Origin of the sequence: Sphingopyxis sp. CCNWLW2, from assembly GCF_037095755.1 — a bacterium.
Lineage (GTDB): Bacteria > Pseudomonadota > Alphaproteobacteria > Sphingomonadales > Sphingomonadaceae > Sphingopyxis.
This window is the reverse complement of record NZ_JBAWKJ010000001.1, coordinates 1,100,492-1,117,698: the sequence shown is the minus strand read 5'-3', so window position 1 is coordinate 1,117,698 and position 17,207 is coordinate 1,100,492. Positions and strand designations below refer to the sequence as shown.

At 65.7% G+C, this 17,207-nt stretch carries 13 protein-coding genes; 2 read left to right on the top strand and 11 right to left on the bottom strand.

Annotated features, from left to right (window positions below):
• Positions 1-128: 128 nt before the first annotated feature.
• The 8 genes from V8J55_RS05135 to V8J55_RS05100 all read right to left on the bottom strand — a co-directional run bounded on the left by V8J55_RS05135 (position 129) and on the right by V8J55_RS05100 (position 11,807).
• Positions 129-2,933, bottom strand: a complete 2,805-nt coding sequence (locus tag V8J55_RS05135) for a TonB-dependent receptor (RefSeq protein WP_336444635.1) — start codon at positions 2,931-2,933, stop codon at positions 129-131.
• A gap of 240 nt (positions 2,934-3,173) precedes the next feature.
• Entirely contained in the window at positions 3,174-5,981 is a 2,808-nt protein-coding gene (locus tag V8J55_RS05130; protein ID WP_336444634.1) for a TonB-dependent receptor, read from the bottom strand.
• Between the two features lie 159 nt (positions 5,982-6,140).
• Entirely contained in the window at positions 6,141-6,857 is a 717-nt protein-coding gene (gene pdeM, locus V8J55_RS05125) for a ligase-associated DNA damage response endonuclease PdeM (protein ID WP_336444633.1), read from the bottom strand.
• Between the two features lie 40 nt (positions 6,858-6,897).
• Positions 6,898-7,923 (bottom strand): aspartyl protease family protein, encoded by a 1,026-nt coding sequence (locus tag V8J55_RS05120; protein WP_336444632.1) that lies wholly within the window; start codon positions 7,921-7,923, stop codon positions 6,898-6,900.
• A gap of 69 nt (positions 7,924-7,992) precedes the next feature.
• Positions 7,993-10,404 carry a ligase-associated DNA damage response DEXH box helicase gene (locus V8J55_RS05115; RefSeq protein ID WP_336444631.1) on the bottom strand — a complete coding sequence of 804 codons (2,412 nt, stop codon included), beginning with the start codon at positions 10,402-10,404 and terminating at the stop codon, positions 7,993-7,995.
• Positions 10,405-10,546: 142 nt separating this feature from the next.
• Positions 10,547-11,014: an SRPBCC domain-containing protein gene (locus tag V8J55_RS05110; protein WP_336444630.1), complete on the bottom strand. Its 468-nt coding sequence runs from the start codon at positions 11,012-11,014 to the stop codon at positions 10,547-10,549.
• Positions 11,011-11,337, bottom strand: a complete 327-nt coding sequence (locus V8J55_RS05105; protein WP_336444629.1) for an ArsR/SmtB family transcription factor — start codon at positions 11,335-11,337, stop codon at positions 11,011-11,013. The genes V8J55_RS05110 and V8J55_RS05105 overlap by 4 nt, the downstream gene beginning before the upstream one ends.
• A complete protein-coding gene (locus V8J55_RS05100) occupies positions 11,334-11,807 on the bottom strand; it encodes a VOC family protein (RefSeq protein ID WP_336444628.1) in 474 nt (157 codons plus the stop codon). Before V8J55_RS05100 ends, V8J55_RS05105 begins: the two co-directional genes overlap by 4 nt.
• A 100-nt stretch (positions 11,808-11,907) precedes the next feature.
• On the opposite strand from V8J55_RS05100, the gene V8J55_RS05095 reads away from it, so the two are divergent.
• Positions 11,908-12,837, top strand: a complete 930-nt coding sequence (locus tag V8J55_RS05095; protein ID WP_336444627.1) for a glutaminase — start codon at positions 11,908-11,910, stop codon at positions 12,835-12,837.
• 182 nt (positions 12,838-13,019) lie between these two features.
• Here the strand turns inward: V8J55_RS05095 and V8J55_RS05090 are convergent, their stop codons facing one another.
• Together V8J55_RS05090 and gyrB are read right to left on the bottom strand one after the other, a co-directional pair.
• Positions 13,020-13,439 carry a septal ring lytic transglycosylase RlpA family protein gene (locus V8J55_RS05090; protein WP_336444626.1) on the bottom strand — a complete coding sequence of 140 codons (420 nt, stop codon included), beginning with the start codon at positions 13,437-13,439 and terminating at the stop codon, positions 13,020-13,022.
• Positions 13,440-13,572: 133 nt separating this feature from the next.
• Positions 13,573-16,149, bottom strand: a complete 2,577-nt coding sequence (gene gyrB, locus V8J55_RS05085; RefSeq protein ID WP_336444625.1) for a DNA topoisomerase (ATP-hydrolyzing) subunit B — start codon at positions 16,147-16,149, stop codon at positions 13,573-13,575.
• A 107-nt stretch (positions 16,150-16,256) separates the two neighbouring features.
• Between gyrB and V8J55_RS05080 the strand changes: the two genes are divergently transcribed.
• Positions 16,257-16,691: a hypothetical protein gene (locus V8J55_RS05080; RefSeq protein ID WP_336444624.1), complete on the top strand. Its 435-nt coding sequence runs from the start codon at positions 16,257-16,259 to the stop codon at positions 16,689-16,691.
• 10 nt (positions 16,692-16,701) lie between these two features.
• Here the strand turns inward: V8J55_RS05080 and V8J55_RS05075 are convergent, their stop codons facing one another.
• Positions 16,702-17,205, bottom strand: a complete 504-nt coding sequence (locus V8J55_RS05075; protein WP_336444623.1) for a hypothetical protein — start codon at positions 17,203-17,205, stop codon at positions 16,702-16,704.
• Positions 17,206-17,207: the final 2 nt, after the last annotated feature.

Below are 17,207 nucleotides of genomic sequence, written 5' to 3'. Positions count from 1 at the left end.
GGGGTGCACAAAGGGCAGCTAACCACCCCAAAGCGGACGTCGCCAAAGGAAAGGGCCTGACGCGACAGTGCCCGGCCGCGGCAGGCCCTCCCTACGCCCTCCCCAAAGCGGGGAGGGGGAGAGACCGGTCAGAACTGGCCGCGCAGCGTCACGCCGTATGTGCGCGGTTCGCCCGGGAAGCCGACGAAGAGCTGGGTCGCGGTGCCCGCCAGCCCCGACGAAGCCGGCGCCGCGACGGCGCGGAAGGTGCCGCTACCCTGCAGCGGCATGTCGGCGCCGATCTGATAATATCTTTTGTTGAGCAGATTCTGGCCCCACAGCTCGACGCCCCAGCGCCGCTCGGGCCCATAAAGGCCGACGCGGCCGTTGAAGATCGCGAAACCGTCCTGGATCTTTTCGACGTCGAGGTCGGACCCGGTGTTGGTGTCGCTTTGCAGGCGCGTGTCGAGATAGACGAGCGCGCTCATCCCAGAACTGCCGATCGGCGGCGTCCAGCTGATCCCCGCGGTCGCGACATAGCGCGGTGCGTTCGACACACCGCGGCCGGGAAGCTGGAACAGCACCGGCGACAACGGCCGCCCGCCCGTCCCCACGAGGTTGCGGCGGTAGAGGGTGTCGACATATGTCAGCCCCATATTGACCGACACATAACGCGCGGGGCGCATGAACGCCTCGATCTCGATCCCCTTCGACCGCACGCCGGGCTTCAGCCGGTCGGACGGGCAGGCGCCGGTCGTCGCCGAGCCATCTGAATCGGCGCCGTTCAGATCGTCCTTGCACGCCTGGATGTTGGTAACCTCGAAATTGACGCCGTTGAAGGTGTTGAGCTGGTAATTGCTATATTCCTGATAGAAAGCCGCGACGTTGACGTCGATCCCGGGGCCGTCCCATTTGACCCCGAGTTCATAGGCATCGACCTTTTCGCTCGCGAATTGCAGGTCGCTCGCCTCGGGCCGGCCGTTGCCGCTTGTGTTGGCGGGCAGCGCCAGCCGCGCCGCGCACGCGGGGTCGAAGGTCGTGTTGCATGTCCGGTCGAGCGCCGAGAAATCGAGGTTGAAGCCGCCAGCCTTATAGCCCTTCGACGCCGACCCATAGACCAGCCATTCGGGCGCGGGTTTCCAGCTCAGCACCGCGGTTCCGGTCCATTCATTATCCTTGAACTTCGTCCCCGCGCTGCCGCGCGGCAGGTCGGGCGCGGTGCTGTTGATCACGCACGGCAAGGTCGCGAGCGACTGGAAGGGCGAATTGACGATCAGCGGACAGATCGCATTGTTGAAATTCGCGTCGGCATCCAATGTCTTGCGTTCGCTCGTGTAACGCGCACCGATCGTGAAGGTCAGCACGTCGGGAACGATATCGAAGCTGTTGTGCGTAAAGACAGCGAAGTTGCGGCTGCGCTGCGCAAAGGTCGATCCCTGATTGCCGGTGCCGTTGATCGCGAGCGCGGGCTGGCCGAGTGCCGCCGCGAGCGAGCCGAAGCCCGGGCGCGCCGGATTGGCGATCAGCGCCTGCAGCAGCGGGATCGACGCGCGCCGCGGGTCACCGACGGGCAGCCCGGACAGCGCGGTGATTGTCCCCTGGACCACTGGCACGTTTACGCATTGCGGATTCGACGGCAGCACTGCGGTCGGCAGCGCGCTCGCGAAGAGCAGGCAATTGGCGAACTGCTCGTAATTATTGCCGTAAACAATGTCGTCGTCGACATCGAGTTTCTCGTTCGCATAATAGCCGCCGACCAGCCAGTCGAGCCGCCCGTCGAACGCCTCGCCCTGCAACCGGACTTCCTGTGTGAACAGCCGGAACCGGCGGTCGAGGTCGGTGCGGCGCAGGATGTCGAGCGCGCTGAAATCGGCATCCTGCCCCTGCGCATTCTTGTAATCGCGATAGGCGGTGATCGAGGTCAATGTCGCCGCGCCAAGCTCCCAATTGAGCTCGCCCGACACGCCCCAATCCTTGGTGTCCGACCGATAGGTGACCCCGGGCGTCGTCGACTGGCGCCGGACGAAGGGCGTACCCGCCGGCGGGACCTGATGGTTCGCGCCCAAGGCCTGTAGGATCGGCAGCAATGTGTTCGCCGATGCGACGGGGAAGCCGTCGGGTCCGCGCGTCAGGTTGCGCACGGGGTTCAGCAGGACGCCGCCGCAGCAATTTTCGTCGCGCTCGCTGTAATCGGCGATCAGGCGGAATTTCAGCGTCTCGCTCGGTTCGAACAGCAATTGCCCGCGCGCCAGCCAGCGATCGCGGTCGTTGATATCGGGTTCGCCCGGCGTCGCATTGTCGATGAAACCGTCGCGTTTCTGCCAGACACCGTCGAGCCGCGCCGCCACCTTGTCGCCGAGCGGCGCGTTGAGCATGCCGTCGACGCGCCAATAGTCGTAATTGCCATAGGATATCGAACCCTTGGCGCCGAAGCGGCCGAGTTCGGGGCCTTTGGTGACGATGTTGATCAGCCCCGCGGTCGAGTTGCGCCCGAACAAGGTGCCCTGCGGCCCGCGCAGCACTTCGACGCGTTCGATGTCGCCGAGTTCGGACAGGCCGACGCCCGTCCGGCTGCGATAGACGCCGTCGATGAACAGGCCGACCGAGGATTCGAGGCCGGGATTCTCGCCGACGGTGCCGATGCCGCGGATGCGTGCCGAGAAATTGACCTCGCTCGTTGCGCCCGACACGAGCAGCGACGGCGCGACCTGCCCCAGCGCGCGCACGTCGGTCGCGCCGGTCTTTTCGAGAGTGTCGCCGGTGACCGCCGAAACCGCGATCGGGACGTCGGACAGCGCCTCGCTGCGCCGCGTCGCGGTGACGATGATCGTTTCGTCGTTCGTCGTGGTGCCGGCTTCCTGCGCCGTGGCAGGCGCGGCCCACAGGGCGAGGACAAGCGGCAGGCCCGCGGCGTTGCTACGCAGCAGGCGGGTACGGCGGGAACAGTTTTTCATGGGTTTGGCCCTCCTCCACAGGTGTTTTTCGCGGGAGAGCGTCACGATATTCTATTTGCGGTCAGCCTATCACGGCCGGGCCGCGCCAATCCAGCGTAACCCGTTCCGTAACGTCATTGGGCGGCCATGCGCGGCATTTATGTCACAGCTGTCAGATGTGACGGGTTGACTTGTCCGGGCAAAAAGAAAGGGGCGGAACAGCATGTGTCCCGCCCCCGATAGTCCATAATTCGCTGGGGCTTAGAACTTGCCGCGCAGCGTCACGCCATAGGTCCTGGGTTCCGCGAGGAACTGCGAGAAGATCTGGCGGCCGCCCGGATATTGCGGGTCGGAGAAGGCCGTCGTCGCCGAGGTCGCACCTTCCTGGAAGGGCGAGTTGAACGCGACCTGGGCATATTGCTTGTTGAAGATATTCTGGCCCCAGAATTCGATTCCCCATTTCTCGTCGGGGCCGCGAATGCCGATGCGCGCGTTGAACAGTGCATAGCCATTCTGTTCCTTCTGCGGGAACAGGTCCGACCCGGTGTTATAATCGCCGGTCATGCGGCCATCGATATAGACGAGGCCGGTCAGCCCGCTGCTGCCGATGTCGGGGGTCCAGGCGATGCTGCCGGTCGCGACCAGTTCGGGCGCGTTCGACAGATTGTTGCCCGGCAGCAGGCGCAGCGCCTGATCGAGCGGGGCGCCCGAATTATTGCCGACCAGCTGACCGCGATATTTGGTCTTCGCATAGGTCAGGCCGGCGGTCATGCGGAAGCTGCGCGCCGGAACGAGCGAGGCTTCGAGTTCGAAGCCTTCCGACCGGACCCCATGGCTGACGTCGTCCGAGGGGCACGCGCCCGTCGTTGCCGCCGCGGCGTTGAAGTTCGGCGCACCGGTGAACTTGCTCTGGTCGCGGTCGCCGCCGGCGAGGTCGCTGTCGCAGCCGTTGACGTTCTGGACAAGGAAGACGGTGCCGTTGAACGTGTTGAGCTGGAAGCTCGAGAAGTCCGACCGGAAGAAGGTCAGGCCGAGGCCGAACGGACCGGTCGCATATTTGGCGCCCAGTTCATAGCTGTCGACCTTTTCGGGATCGAACTGCAGGTTTTGCACCAGTCCCTGCGCCCCGCCCGGCGTCGCCGCGAACGGCAGGATCGGCGATTTCAACGCCGAGCGGTCGAGGTTGAAGCCGCCCGCCTTATAGCCGCGCGAATAGCTCGCATAGACCATCAGGTCGTCGACCGGCTTGTACGACAGGATCGCGGTGCCGGTCCATTCATCCTCGCTGCGCTTGTCGTTGATCGACACATTGTTGAGCTCGGCGGTCGAATTGCCCTGGCAGCCGAGGCCGATCAGGCCGCCCGCGACGGCGCGGATGGTGGCGTTCGGGCTCGACAGATCGTCGAGCAACCGGCCCTGGATCACCTGACAGGCGGTGTTGTCGTTGGTGAAGGTCGCCGAGAACTTCTTCTTGTCGTTGGTGTAACGGACGCCGAAGGTGAAATCGAGCTTGTCGGTGATGTGGAAGATATTGTGCGTGAACAGCGCCCAATTCTTGCCATTCTGGCGATAGACGTCGTTGATGCTGCCCTTGTCACTGATCCCGTCGAGCGCCGCGAGGCTCGCGACGATATCGGGGCCGGCGGCGGGACCGAAGGCGCCCAGCAGCGTTGCCTGGCCGACGCCCGGGATGATGCACGACGGGCTGGCCGGCGAATAGAGGCCCGAGAGCGCGGTGCCCGTGATCAGGCGGCACGCCGCGAACCGGCCATATTGTGTGCCGAAGCGCAGATTGTCGCGCACCCGCAGCTTTTCATCGGCATAGAAGCCGCCGACGAGCCAGTCGAGCTTGCCGTCAAAGGCTTCGCCCTGCAGGCGCAGTTCCTGCGTGAAGGTGTGGAACTGGCGATAGGCGTCCTTGTCGGGCGCGCGATAGAGGATGTCGACCGTGCCATAATCGACGTCGCCGGCCTGGCTCGACCGATATTCGCGGTACGCGGTGATCGAGGTCAGCGTCGCGCCGCCGAAATCATAATCGATCTGGCCCGAGAAGCCGTAATCCTTCGTCTTGCCAGCAAAGCTGCGCCCCGGGGTGACCGAAATGTCGCGGCTGTAACCCTGGTTGAACGCACCGACCGACTGGCCGAGGTCGCGCAGCACGTTGATGATATTGTTCGACGTCGGGGTTGCGCCCGCGCCGACGGCGGTCGGGGTGTTGAGATTGCCGATATACGGGTTCACCGACGGGCCGACATAGGTCGCCGCGCAGCATTCCTCGTCGCGCGAGGTATAATCGGCGATCAGGCGAACCGACAGCGCATCGGTCGGTTCGAACAGCAATTGGCCGCGCAGGAAATAGCGATCGCGGTTGTTGACGTCGCGATTGTTCGCGGTGTCTTTGTAGAAACCGTCGCGCTTGACCCACACGCCGTCGAGGCGCGCGGCGAGCGTTTCGCCGAGCGGGCCGGTGACGCTGCCGCCGAGACGCCAATAATCATAATTGCCATAGGTGACCTCACCCGTGGCGCCGAAGTTGAAATCGGGCTTTTTCGAATAGATGCTGATCAGGCCGGCCGACGAGTTGCGGCCGCCGAGCGTGCCCTGCGGGCCGCGCTGGACTTCGATTCGATCGAGTTCGCCGAGCTCGTTGAGCCCGATGCCCGAACGCGAACGGTAAACGCCGTCGATGAACACGGGGACCGAGCTTTCGAGGCCGGGGTTGTCGCCGACGGTGCCGATGCCGCGGATACGCGCCGAGCCATTGGCTTCCGAGCCCGTCGACGAGACGAGCAGCGACGGGGCGAGCTGGTTCAGCTGGCGAATGTCGTTCGCGCCGCTGTTCTGCAGCGTTTCGGCGTTGACCGCCGAGATCGCGACCGGAACCTCGGAGAGCAGCTGCGAGCGGCCCTGTGCGGTGACGATGATCGGGGTGTTGTCGCTGTCGTCGGTCGCGGTATCGGCCGGCGCGTCTTGCGCCAAGGCGGGAACCGAGAACGCCGCCATGGCAAGCGATACGCCGAGCGCGCTGGTGCGCATAAATCGGGCAGCACGAAGGGAAGATGATTTCATATCGGGCACTCCTCTCAACATTTATTTATTTTTGTTGCGGTCGGAGCATAACTCAATTGCGCGGCCGATCCAGCGGGGGGCACGTATTTGCGTCGTTTTTGGCGGGGTGATGCTTTTTGGTCACAGGCGGAAAAGCGCCTGTTCGGCGGGGCTTAGAGCCTAGCGAGCGGCAAGCGCACGGCTTGCCGTAGCGTCATCGGCCGCCCGGCCGGGGCAAGGAAAGCAGAGCCGGCGTCCGCGCGCGACCAGCATCGCTTCATACGCACCGGAAAAATTCGCGGCGATGACCGCGTCTTCGACCGCGAGCCCGCCCGTCAGCGCGCCGAAAGCGGGAAGGATCAGGCGCTGTCCATCGCCCGCGAAGCAGGGGCGCGACACATGCCGTCCGCGGATGTTGAGCCGCAATTTGGGGTGGAAATGCCCTGAAATTTCCGGGTGCGTTTCGCGGGCAAGGCTTTGGTGGCGAAAAACGATGCCGTCGATCACCAGCTCCTCGGCGACCTCGCCGCCCCACGCACCGCCGGTCAGCCCGTCGTGATTGCCCGCGATCCACAGCAGCTTCGCCGACGCCGCCTGCCCGAACAGGCGTTCGGCGACCGCGGGGACGATGCGCTCCGCCGCGCCCCGGTCGTGGAAACTGTCGCCGAGGCACCAGATCGCGCGCGCGCGCGTTTCGGCCGCGAGCGCGGCGAGCCGGTCGAGCGTGTCGTGGCTGTCATAGGGCGGCAATGGCTGGCCGAGCGCGGCGTACCAGCTCGCTTTCTCCAGATGCAGGTCGGCGACGATCAGCGCGCCGTGGCGCGGCCAGAACAGCGCCCGGTCGGCCAGCATCTGAAACTGCTGGCCTGCAAAATCGAAGGTCGCGGTGGCGGACATGCGCCCGCTATGGCGGCGGCGGCACCCCGCCGCAAGCGCCCTAGCCTCCTGCGGCGATCCCATTTGCGGCAAAGCGTTGGCCGGACTCGCGATGCGCCCCGTCAGGCAGGTCGAACACGACGCGCTTGTTCGGGAAATCGATCTCGACCCGATCGAACAGCGACAGGCTGTCCATCCCGAGCAACAGCGCGGGGCGCTCGTTGAGGCCCAGCGCACGGAATGCCTGGCTGTCGGCAAAGCTGACGGGCAGGTCGTTGACGTCCATGCCGTTGATCACGATGCGCTTGATCGCCGTGCGCGTCGCGGGCACCGCTTCGCCGGTCACCGCATCCAATATGGTGGGGGTGAAGGGCAGGCGGTTCTGGCGCTGCGCGGCGACGAGTTTCTGCAAGGCGAGATTGCCAACGCTCGTCTGGGCCCCCGTGTCGACGATCACGTCGATCCGTTTGCCGTTCAGGCGCGCATCGGACAGGATCAGCCTGCCCGCCGAATTGCGCGCGGTGACGACGATCGCGTCATCGTCGCGGATGATCGGCCGCGCGCGCATACGCGTTTCGAGGATCGACATGCTTTCCTTGCGGAAATCGATGAGAATACGGCGTTCCTCGAGCATATCGACGCCGATCAGTCCCGCCGCACCGATATGTCGGCCGAAAAAGGCGGGCGCCTCGACCGAGGTGAGATGCAGATTCGACATTTGCAGTGCCGCGATGCGATAGCTCGGCACCGTCGCCGACCCGCCGATCGTCGCGAGCTTCAGCTTCGCGCCCTCGGCCAGCCCCAGCCTTTCGGCGAGTTCGCGGGCGATCACCGTTCGCTCGGCGCCGGTGTCGACGAGGAAGGAGAAGGGGCCCTTGCCCCCGACCATGACCTTCACCGACATGCGCCGCGATGCATCCAGGTCGAACGGCTGGATAAAGGGCACCACCGTCACCGGCGGTGCGACTACGTCGCCGGCCGGGGCCGGAACGGGGGGCGGATCGGCGGGAGCCGGGGTCGCGCCAATCAGCGCCGGGGCGGCGATCAGCAGCGCGAACAGGACGGACCGCTGGATAGCTTGGGTCATCGCTGGCATCCTCTATATATTTTGTCGCAATCTACGCCTCATCGTGCCGTGCAGCAAGCGAAACGCCGGTCACTGGTCGAGGCGCATCGCCCGTTCGGCGAGTGTGTCGGCCAGCTCGCCCAGCAGCGCGTCGTCGATATCCGCCGCCGCGACATTTTCGCGCCCGATCAGCACGAGCACCGGGATCGCGAGCGGGCTGATCCGGTCGAGCTTTTGGTGCAGCATCGTCCCCGCCGCGCGGTCGAGCAGGTCGCCGAGCCGCGCGACGTCGGTCAGCCGCTCGCGCGCATCGGCCCAGGCGGCTTCGAGCAGCAGATGGTCGGGCTCATATTTTTGCAGCACATCGAAAATCAGGTCGGTCGAAAAGGTCACCTGCTTGCCCGTCTTGCGCTTGCCCGGATGCTGGCGCTCGATCAGCCCGCCGATCACCGCGACCTCGCGAAAGGCGCGCTTGAGCAGATGCGACCGCTCGACCCATTCGACGAACTCTTCGGACAAGATCTCGGCATCGAACAGATTCGGGGGATGCGTCACGGGCCGCAGCGACCAGATCGCGAGCGCATAGTCCGACGCGACGAAGCCCAGCGGCTGCAGTCCGGCGCGTTCCATCCTTTTGGTGATCAGCATGCCCAGCGACTGGTGCGCGTTCCATCCCTCGAACGGATAGCAGACGAGATAATGATTCCCCTCGTGCGGGAAGGTCTCGACGAGCAGCTCGCCGGGGCGCGGCAGCGCCGACCGCAGCGCCTGCATTTCGAGCCAGAAGCGCACATCCTCGGGAAAGCGCGCCCAGCTCGCCGGATCGGCGAGGAACAGCCGCACGCGGTCGGCGAGCCGCGTCGAGATCGCGAGGCGCGCGCCCATATAGCTCGGGATGCGCGCGGGACGCGTCGTCGCGCGCACGATGACGTCGGTGTCGCGGATCGCCTCGACCTCGAGGCTCAGGCCGGCGAAGGCGAAGGTGTCGCCGGACGACAGCGTGCTCGCGAAATATTCCTCGACCTTGCCGAGCCGCCGGCCGTTTTTGAACCGCACATCGGCCATCGGCGCCTCGACGATGATCCCGGCGTTCAGCCGATGCTGCGCGGCGAGCCGCGGATGCGCGATCCGCCAGCCGCCCTGCCCGTCGGGCGCGAGGCGGCGAAAGCGGTCATAGCTTTTGAGCGCATAGCCCCCATCGCGCACGAAACCGAGCAGCCGCGCGAAGGTCGGCGCGTCGATCCATTGGTACGGCGCGGCCGAGCGGATTTCGGCGAGCAAGTCATCTTCCTTGAACGGCGCCGCGCACGCGAGCGCCATCACGTGCTGCGCGAGCACGTCGAGCGCGCCGGGGCGAAAGCGGTCGGCGTCGCGCTCGCCCGCCTCGACCGCATCGAGCGCCGCGCGCGCCTCGAGATATTCGAAGCGGTTGCCCGGCACGATCAACGCCTTGCTCGGCTCGTCGAGCCGGTGGTTGGCGCGCCCGATGCGCTGGAGCAGCCGCGACGACCCCTTGGGCGCCCCCATCTGGATCACGCAATCGACGTCGCCCCAGTCGAGCCCGAGGTCGAGGCTCGACGTCGCGACGAGCGCGCGCAGCCGCCCTTCGGCCATCGCCGCCTCGGCGCGCAGCCGCGCTTCGCGGTCGAGGCTGCCGTGGTGGATCGCGATCGGCAGGCTGAGGTCGTTGACCTTCCACAGCTCCTGAAAAATCAGCTCGGCGAGCCCGCGCGTGTTGCAAAAGATGATCGTCGTGCGGTTCTTCGCGATCTCGCCCATCACCTGATGCACCGCATAGCGACCCGAATGGCCCGCCCATGGCACCGCGCCCTCGGGGAGCAATATCTCGATGTCGGGATCGGCGCCGGCCTCGCCCTCGACCAATGTCACCGCCTCGGCATCGCCGTTCGGCGCGAGCCAGCTGCGATAGGCACTGGTGTCGGCGATCGTCGCCGACAGGCCGACGCGGCGCAGCCCTGGCGCGATCGTCTGGAGCCGGGATAGTGCAAGGCTCAGCAAATCGCCGCGCTTGCCCGGCGCGAAGGCATGGATCTCGTCGATCACCACGGTCTTCAAATCGGCGAACATCGTGAAACTGTCGGGATAGGACAGCAGCAGCGACAGCGATTCGGGGGTCGTCAGCAGGATATTCGGCGGCCGGCTGCGCTGGCGCGCCTTCTTGTCCGACGATGTGTCGCCGCTACGGCTCTCGACGCTGATGTCGAGCTCCATCTCGGCGATGGGGCCGAGCAAATTTCGCTCGACGTCGGCCGCGAGGGCCTTCAGCGGCGAAACGTACAATGTGTGCAGCCGGTCGGTCGGATGCTGCGCGAGATCGACGAGCGTCGGCAGAAATCCCGATAGCGTCTTGCCCGCGCCCGTCGCGGCGACGAGCAACGCGCTCTCGCCGCGCGTCCCCGCAGCGAGCATATTGGCCTGATGCCGCCTGAGCCGCCACCCGCGCGCGGCGAACCAGTCGGTGAAAGGGGCGGGGAGCGGCATGCGTTGAACGTGGGGCGGCGAACCGTGCGGGGCAAGCTTCTTCTCCCCTCCCGCTTGCGGGAGGGGTCGGGGGAGGGCCTGTTTCGGCCCGACCGCTATTTGACATGCCCTCCCCTAACCCCTCCCGCAAGCGGGAGGGGGACTAAAGATTCTCGCTCATCCCCTTGAGCAACCCCCGCCAAAACTCGCCCAACCTTCGCTGGAACAGCATCAGCTCGAACCCGTGCCGCGCGACATGTTTCTGCGGGATCGCATCCCATCCGCGATGCTCGACCGTCACGCGCGTCTCATCGCCGATCGCCTCGAAGCGCACATCGACTTCGGTCGCCTGATCGGCCTTGAAACTCGGCAGCCGCCAGCCGAACGCCAGCCGCTCGCCGGGCAGCCAATGGCGCACCGCGCCGATCTCCCACTCCTTGCCGTCGTCGAAGCGCGTCACCAGCCGCCCGCCCGGCCCCGCAGGATCGAAGCGCAGCATACCATCGCCTTTGCGCGACAGCTGGAACAGCGGATGGTTCTTCCACCACATCCCGATATCGCGCGTGAAAGCGGTAAAGGCGACGTCGGGCGCCACCCCGATGCGCAAGGCGACGATCACTGCCGCGGTCATGCGCCGCCCTCGACATGGGCCTTGAACGCCGCAAGCTGGTGCGACCATAGCGCCTCGGTCTCGGCCAGCCATTGCTTCAGCTCGGCGGTCGCGCCGTCCTTCAGCGAATAGATGCGCACGCGCGCGTCGAAGTCGGGGTGCCCATCCTCGACCAGCCCGCCTTCCTTGAGCGCGCGCAAATGGCGGCTCATCGCGGGCGGCGCGAGGCCGAGTTCGCCCGCGAGTTCCCCCGCGCTGCGCGGCCGCTCGCCCAGCAGTTCGATCGCGCGCCGCCGTTTCGGATCGGCGAGCGCGCCCAGCATCCGGTCGAGCGCGGCGCTCAATCGTCGAGCCGCGTCTTGGTCGTGAAGCCGCCCTCGGCATCCCATTGCTCGGCGGTTTTCGCTTCGACCGTCACGCCAAAGGTCCAGATATGCCCCTCGGGATCCTTGGCGCGATAGCTGCGGTCGCCGTAAAATTGCGTCTCGGGCTCGGCGATGATCGCAGCCCCCGCGGCGCGCGCGCGGTTGCAATGCGCGTCGATATCGTCGCCGAGGGCGAGCTGGACATGCACCGACTGCGTGTTCTTGCCGCCGATCGACTTCGGGCTCTTGTGGTCGTCCGACCATTCATTGCCGACCATCACCACCGAATTGCCATACCCCATTTCCGAATGCGCGAGGTTGCCCGCTTCGTCGAGCAGCACGAACAGGGGCTCGAACCCGAACGCCTCTTCCAGCCAGCGGAACGCCGCCTTGCTGTCCTGGTAACTGACGGCGCTCGAAAGCCCCTTGCCGCGCGGATGATCGACCATCTTCCTTCTCCCGACTCGCCTAGTTGATTTCTACTTTATAGAATATTTTCACCAAAATGAAAATACATGCTTTGCGCGTCGATTATGCTAGGCGGGCGCGATGACCGGCGATCTGCGCAATCATATCGAAGAGGCGATGACGCTCGCTGCGGCACATCTCGGCCAAGGCCGCGTCGCCGACTATATCCCCGCGCTGGCCAAGGTCGATCCGAACAAGCTCGGCTTCGCGCTCGCGCTCCCCGACGGCACCGTCCACACCTCGGGCGACGCCGACGAGCCCTTCTCTATCCAGTCGGTGTCGAAGGTCTTCACGCTGGCGCTCGCGCTGCGCCGGGTCGGCAGTTCGCTGTGGGACAGCGTCGGGCGCGAACCCTCAGGCAGCGCGTTCAACTCGATCGTCCAATTGGAAAGCGAGCATGGCATCCCGCGCAATCCGCTGATCAACGCGGGCGCGATCGCGACGACCGACCGGTTGATCGACGGACGTAGCGGCGACGCGGTCGCGGGCGAGATCGTCGATTTCATGCGCGCGCGGGCAAATGACGAAGACGTCGGGATCGATTTCGACGTCGCTTTCTCCGAATCCGAAACCGGCGCGCGCAACCGCAGCCTGTCGCATTTCATGGACGCGTTCGGAAACCTGAAGCATCCGGTCGAAACCGTCGTCGGCGTCTATTTCCGCCAATGCGCGATCGCGATGTCGTGCCGCCAGCTTGCGCGTGCCGGGCTGTTCCTCGCGATGGAGGGCCGCGACCCGCGCACCGGCGAGCAACTGATCGAACCGCACCGCGCGCGGCGCATCAACGCGATCATGATGCTCTGCGGTCACTACGACAATTCGGGTGAATTCGCCTTTCGCGTCGGCTTGCCGGGCAAGAGCGGCGTCGGCGGCGGGATCCTCTGCATCGCGCCGGGGCAGGGATCGATCGCGGTGTGGTCGCCCGCACTCAACGAGGCGGGCACGTCATTGGCGGGTGCGGTCGCGCTCGAGCATTTCGCCTATGCGGCTGGCTGGTCGGTGTTCGATTAGCGACTTAGCGGCAGCGTTCGGGTGGGAAGCTGCCATCCCTCTTTCCGTTCGTGTCGAGCGAAGTCGAGACACCCATCGGCGCCACGCCTAGCCTGAGGGGCATCTCGACTTCGCTCGATGCGAACGGGGTTGGAAAAACGGACGGCACCTTCCGGTCGTTAGCGGCCGGTTGCCCGGATGGCTTAATCGTCGCTCAGCAACGCCAGCTTCACGCGCGCGGTGCCGCTGCGGTGCATGCCGATTTCGCGTGCCGCGGCGTGGCTGACGTCGATCACGCGGCCGTGCGCAAAGGGGCCGCGGTCGTTGATGCGGACGATCACGCTGTCGCCGTTCGATGTGTTGGTGACGCGGACCATGCTGCCGAAGGGAAGCGAGCGATGGGCTGCGGTGAGCTGGCCGGGATCGAAGCGTTCGCCGCTCGCGGTGCGGTTACCGGCAAGTTCATTGCCGTAATAGCTCGCCATTCCGCCGCCGATTTCGGTTTCGGAATCGGCGGGCTGGACGATCTCCGCGATCGGATTGTCGGTGACTTCGACTTCTTGCGCCGCGGCCGAAACCGTGAGCAGAAGCGGTATCATCATCATGGCAGAAAAGACCCGCATGACATCATCCCCTTGTCAGAGGAGGCGCCAAAAGCAGCGGCGGCCCGCCAAGGCAAGCCGCCACGCGCTGGATTGAAGTGATTTTGCGTCCAGATGTGCGATTTGTTCGGCTTTAACGGAACAATAACTGAATTTAGACGTCCAGATTCGCCACCGAAAGCGCGTTCGTCTGAATGAAATCGCGCCGCGGTTCGACCTCGTCGCCCATCAATCGTTCGAAGATTTCGTGCGCGACATCGGCCTGTTCGGCCTCGACGCGGAGCAGCGAACGGTTCGACGGGTCGAGCGTGGTTTCCCACAGCTGTTCGGCATTCATCTCGCCCAGCCCCTTATAGCGGCTGATCGCGAGCCCCTTGCGGCTGTGCGCGAAAATCGCCTCGAGCAGTTCGGACGGACGCGTGATCGGCGTGACCTTGCCGGCGGTGGCTGCGGGCAGGTCGCTGTCGCTCGCTTCGGCGGCGTCTTCAGCCGCGTCGGCGGCGGCCAGCGCGGCGGCGTCGGCGGCCATTGCCGCGGCGCTGCTGCCCTTCACCAAACGGCCGGGATGGGCATAGGTGTCGGCCTGTTCGCTCGCGAGCTTGTGCAGGCGGCGCGCTTCCTGGCTGGCGAGGAAGGCGGCGTCGATCGCGTGATGGTCGCTGACCCCGCGCCACCTTTTTTCGAGCGTATAGCCCCCGTCAACCGCGACGATCGTCCATTTCGCTTCGGCGCCCCCGGTCAGCGCGCGTTCGGCGGCGTTGAGCCATTCGGCCGCGCGCTCGCCCGCTGCGGTCCGCCCGGCGCTGTCGATTTCCGGGTCGAGCGCGCCGTTCAGCGCCAGGGCTTCGATGAGCTCGTAATTATGGCCGCGCGGGACATAACGCATCAGCGCGCGCAGACGGCGGCCATGCTCGATCAGGTCGCGGAGGTCGGCGCCCGAACGCGCGCCACCGGTGGTCTCGAGCATCAATGCATCGATGCCGCCGTCGACGAGGTAGTTCTCGAGCGCGGTATCGTCTTTCAGATAGACCTCGCTCCGTCCCTTCGCGACTTTGTAGAGCGGCGGCTGGGCGATGTAGAGATGACCGTTCTCGATGATCTCGGGCATCTGGCGATAGAAGAAGGTGAGCAGCAAGGTGCGGATATGCGCGCCGTCGACGTCGGCGTCGGTCATAATCACGATCTTGTGATAGCGCAGTTTCTCGAGGTTGAACTCGTCGCGGATGCCCGTCCCGAGCGCCTGGATCAAAGTCCCGACTTCCTTCGACGAGATGATGCGGTCGAAACGCGCACGCTCGACGTTCAAGATTTTGCCCTTCAGCGGCAGGATCGCCTGCACATGCCGGTCGCGGCCCTGCTTCGCCGATCCGCCTGCCGAGTCACCCTCGACGAGGAAGAGTTCGCATTTGGTGGGATCGCGTTCCTGGCAGTCGGCGAGCTTGCCGGGGAGCGAGGCGATATCCATCGCGCCCTTGCGCCGCGTCAATTCGCGTGCCTTTTTCGCGGCCTCGCGCGCCGCCGCGGCGTCGATGACCTTCTGGATCACCGCCTTGGCATAAGCGGGGTTTTCCTCGAGCCATTCGGTCATCCGGTCGGCCATCAGGCTTTCGAGCGGCTGGCGGACTTCGGACGAAACGAGCTTGTCCTTGGTCTGCGACGAGAATTTCGGATCGGGCAGCTTGACCGACACAATCGCGGTCAGCCCCTCGCGCATATCCTCGCCGGTCAGCGAGACCTTCTCTTTCTTGAGGATGCCCGACTTGTCGCCATAGCCGTTGAGCGTACGCGTCAGCGCGGCGCGGAACGCCGCGAGGTGCGTGCCGCCGTCGCGCTGCGGGATGTTGTTCGTGAAACAGAGGACATTTTCGTAATAGCTGTCGTTCCACTCGAGCGCGACGTCGATGCCGATGCCGTCGCGCTCGCTGCTGATCGCGATCGGGTCGGGCAGCAGCGCATTCTTGTTGCGGTCGAGATATTTGACGAACGCCGCGATCCCGCCCTCGTAAAACAGATCGTGCGACAAATGTTCGGCATGGCGCGCGTCGACCAGCTTGATACGCACGCCCGAGTTCAGGAACGCGAGCTCGCGATAGCGATGCTCGAGCTTCTCGAAATCGAATTCGGTGACATTCTTGAACGTGTCGGTCGACGCGAAGAAGGTCACGCGCGTGCCCTTCTTGCCCGCGGGCGCGGGGCCGTTGACCTTGAGCGGCGCGACCGAATCGCCATGTTCGAAGCGCATCCAATGCTCTTCGCCGTCGCGCCAGATCGTGAGTTCGAGCCATTCGCTGAGCGCGTTGACGACCGAGACGCCGACGCCGTGCAGGCCGCCCGACACCTTGTACGCATTGTCGTCGCTGGTGTTCTCGAACTTCCCGCCGGCGTGGAGCTGGGTCATAATGACCTCGGCCGCCGAAATGCCTTCCTCGGCGTGGATTCCGGTCGGAATGCCGCGGCCATTATCCTCGACGCTGACCGATCCGTCGCTGTTCAATGTGATCAGGACAAGGTCGCAATGCCCCGCGAGCGCTTCGTCGATCGCGTTATCCGAAACCTCGAACACCATGTGGTGCAGACCCGACCCGTCGTCGGTGTCGCCGATATACATGCCCGGGCGTTTGCGCACCGCGTCGAGGCCCTTCAGAACCTTGATCGAATCGGCGCCATAGGCGTTGGTGTTGGGCTGGTTGGCGGGCGCGACCGGCGCCGTATTTTCTGGGGTGTCCGTCATATCGATTATATAGGGTCGAAGGCGGCAAAACCCAAGCGAAAATGCGGCTCTTGCTGCTCTCGCGACGAGCGTTGCGCGGGGGCGTCGCGGCGGCTAGTTTCAGAGGCATGAAACATCGTCTCGTCTTCCCCGCCGCCGCCCTTCTGATCGCCTCGCTCGCCGCGTGCAGCCAGCCTGCGCCGCCCGCCGAAAACGCCCCCGAAGTCGCGGGCGAACCGCTGGCGACGCGCGCGGTGATGATCGGCACCGAAGGGCCGAGCCTGCCCGCCTGTTCGAGCATCAGCCGCGTCAAGGCGGGCGGAACCAACGTCTATTGGGCGCCCGGCGAAACGCGCGCGGTCAAGGCGAAGCTCGCCGGCGGCGCGAATGTGTCGCTCTGCGAGGCGGCCGAGAATGACGCCTGGTTCGGCGTCGTCTTCGCGGCGCCCGGCACCGATCCCGACATGTGCGGCGTCGGCAAGTCGGTGCCCAACGCGCGCGAATATCAGGGGCCGTGCCGCTGGGGCTGGATCAAGGGCGGAACCGTCCAGCTGGGCGGCTAAGCCTCACCGGCTACCGGCAATCCTCGATCACGCGGCCGATTTCGGACTGCACGGGCAGCGTCATCGCGCCGCCGCCGGGCGTTTCGAGCGCGAAGCGCCCGCGGCTGAACGCGATGCGGTCGAGGCGCGGGTCGCGGTTTGCGAGGTTGGCGCTGCCGCCGTCGAAGCGGATCCGGTCGGTCCCCGCGCTGGTGCGCAGGCTGACATCGCCTGCGAGCGCCGAGGTCATCCGGATGCCGCCGCCGCTGCACGTCAGGCTGAGCAGCGGGTTCGCGCTGCCCGTCGGGACGAAGGCGGCGGTGCGGCTGCCCGCATCATAGCGCCACGCGCCGGCGTTGACCGCGCGGTCTTCCCAGCCTGCCGCCGGGGTCGGCAGCGGCGCGGGTGTCGGTGCCGGAGCAACCGGCTGCGGGGGCGGCGGTGCGACGGGTTTCGGGATCGCCGTGCAACCCGCGACCAGGAGCATCAGCGCGCCCAGGGCGCCAAAGCGAAAACCGGGTTGTTTGCTGATCATCG

Bases quoted from the DNA above. Each gene is read 5' to 3' on its own strand.
- V8J55_RS05075 (WP_336444623.1), bottom strand. From the start codon at position 17,205: ATGATCAGCAAACAACCCGGTTTTCGCTTTGGCGCCCTGGGCGCGCTG.
- gyrB (WP_336444625.1), bottom strand. From the start codon at position 16,149: ATGACGGACACCCCAGAAAATACGGCGCCGGTCGCGCCCGCCAACCAG.
- V8J55_RS05100 (WP_336444628.1), bottom strand. From the start codon at position 11,807: ATGGTCGATCATCCGCGCGGCAAGGGGCTTTCGAGCGCCGTCAGTTAC.
- V8J55_RS05110 (WP_336444630.1), bottom strand. From the start codon at position 11,014: ATGACCGCGGCAGTGATCGTCGCCTTGCGCATCGGGGTGGCGCCCGAC.
- V8J55_RS05090 (WP_336444626.1), bottom strand. From the start codon at position 13,439: ATGCGGGTCTTTTCTGCCATGATGATGATACCGCTTCTGCTCACGGTT.
- pdeM (WP_336444633.1), bottom strand. From the start codon at position 6,857: ATGTCCGCCACCGCGACCTTCGATTTTGCAGGCCAGCAGTTTCAGATG.
- V8J55_RS05080 (WP_336444624.1), top strand. From the start codon at position 16,257: ATGAAACATCGTCTCGTCTTCCCCGCCGCCGCCCTTCTGATCGCCTCG.
- V8J55_RS05095 (WP_336444627.1), top strand. From the start codon at position 11,908: ATGACCGGCGATCTGCGCAATCATATCGAAGAGGCGATGACGCTCGCT.
- V8J55_RS05130 (WP_336444634.1), bottom strand. From the start codon at position 5,981: ATGAAATCATCTTCCCTTCGTGCTGCCCGATTTATGCGCACCAGCGCG.
- V8J55_RS05120 (WP_336444632.1), bottom strand. From the start codon at position 7,923: ATGACCCAAGCTATCCAGCGGTCCGTCCTGTTCGCGCTGCTGATCGCC.
- V8J55_RS05115 (WP_336444631.1), bottom strand. From the start codon at position 10,404: ATGCCGCTCCCCGCCCCTTTCACCGACTGGTTCGCCGCGCGCGGGTGG.
- V8J55_RS05135 (WP_336444635.1), bottom strand. From the start codon at position 2,933: ATGAAAAACTGTTCCCGCCGTACCCGCCTGCTGCGTAGCAACGCCGCG.